The sequence below is a fragment of the Shigella sp. FJ200513 genome (genome assembly GCF_040495915.1).
In the GTDB taxonomy this organism is placed as follows: Bacteria; Pseudomonadota; Gammaproteobacteria; order Enterobacterales; family Enterobacteriaceae; genus ECMA0423.
Genome location: NZ_JBDYCV010000231.1, coordinates 1 through 1,587, shown reverse-complemented (window position 1 = coordinate 1,587; position 1,587 = coordinate 1). Strand labels below are relative to the sequence as shown.

The window sequence follows — 1,587 nt, the reverse complement described above, 5'->3', positions numbered from 1 at the left end:
CGCCATAAATCCTCCTGAAACTACTTAACAACCCTCGAATGGCTAACATTCGGACGCCAGCTCTCCCAGTTAAAATTCACCCAGCGCCCGCCGTTCATGACCATGCGATCCATCACCCGCTCGCCGAGAAGTGTATTCATCGCTGCATGGTTAATATTTGTCAGCATCCCCACACCGCGTAACGATGCCGTCCGGCGATCAACAATCTGGTTCAGTACCACCTGCTCGTTTTTCGTATCCCGCTGCATGCCAATTTCATCCAGGACCAGCAGGTCAACACCACAAAGCTCCTGTAAAAATTTTTCACCGGATTTGCCGTTGTCGTAGCTCTCATGCAACACGCTCATGACATCGGACACGGTGACGATAATCACGCTACGCCCCTTCGCCATCAGCCGGTTGCCAATCGCGGCTGCAAGATGATTTTTTCCGGTGCCGGGCTTACCGCTGAACACAAAATTCGTACAGCCTGTCATCAGTTCGTCAGCTATGGATTTCGCCTGACTCAGTGCATGTCGCTGACCGTCGTTCTGCGCCCGGTAATTCGCAAACGAACACTTCCGGTGCAACGGCTGGATGCCGGAGCGGTTCAGGATTTTTTCCACCCGCAACTGACGATTCAGGCGGTTGATCTCCTCGCAACGTTTCTGGCCTTCAGCAAGTTGCCACTCGCGCCACTCCGCAACCGTTCTGAATGGGGCGGTTACATGTGGTGGGGTCAGTCTGCGGATACGCTCCAGAACGCCTCCTGTCGCAATATTTTTCATGGTCTGTTACCCCCTGAAGCCTGGCGGGATCGCACTGTCCGGCAACGAGACGGTGTTAACCTGTCGGAGCAACGTCTCAGGCCGAACACCTTTCGGCGCGAACAGACCCTGGTATTCATTGGCGATGCTGTGTCGAATCACCTGCTCAGGTGTAAAACCCTGCTGACGGAATTTTTCCAGTTCCCGTATCGCCCCGTTAGCGCCCAGCTCCGTTCGAATCGGTTTTCGCAATGCCTGCCTGAACTGGACCCACTCATGCCAGAGTGTTTCTGACAACCAGTCGGGCAGATCAACTGACAACGGGTCAAATTTTTTCTGGCGAACAGCCCCACCGATAACCAGAATTCCCTGCTCGGTGTGCCTTGCGATATCACTGCGCCGCAAGACACATATCCCGGTTTCAACAGCACCGATTTTGAGCAGTGATTTCTGTCGCGGAGAATTTCGGTCAAGCTCGATCCCACACCGGACACCGTTCCTGTCAGTCACGACGATATCAATCCGCCCTCCGCAACCGTCACCACGCTCTGGCACCGGATACTCACGACAGACATCCAGGCCAGCAGCCTGCAACGCAACCACCGCAGAATTACAAAATTCCGCTGCAGTACCGCCAGATAATCTCCCCTCAAGCACTCCAGCCACAAAATCCCGAAACTCCCTTCCGGAAGGGAAGGGTTTGGGATGGGTTAGATCTGTTTTTAGATCTTTATCTGTATCTTTATTAGTTGCCTTTGTGTTGGCATCTAGACTGGCCCCCTGAATCTCCAGACAACCAGTATCACTTATTTAAGTGATAGTCTTAATACTAGTTTTTAGA

1 protein-coding gene and 1 pseudogene are annotated in these 1,587 nt (G+C 52.9%); both read right to left on the bottom strand.

The genetic code is table 11. The features are described 5' to 3' along the window. Window positions 1-20: 20 nt before the first annotated feature. A complete protein-coding gene (locus ABZJ92_RS21805; protein ID WP_000788996.1) occupies window positions 21-767 on the bottom strand; it encodes an ATP-binding protein in 747 nt (248 codons plus the stop codon). Window positions 768-912: 145 nt separating this feature from the next. Beyond that, window positions 913-1,082 (bottom strand): annotated as a pseudogene (locus tag ABZJ92_RS21800) (hypothetical protein); the annotation flags it as partial. Window positions 1,083-1,587: the final 505 nt, after the last annotated feature.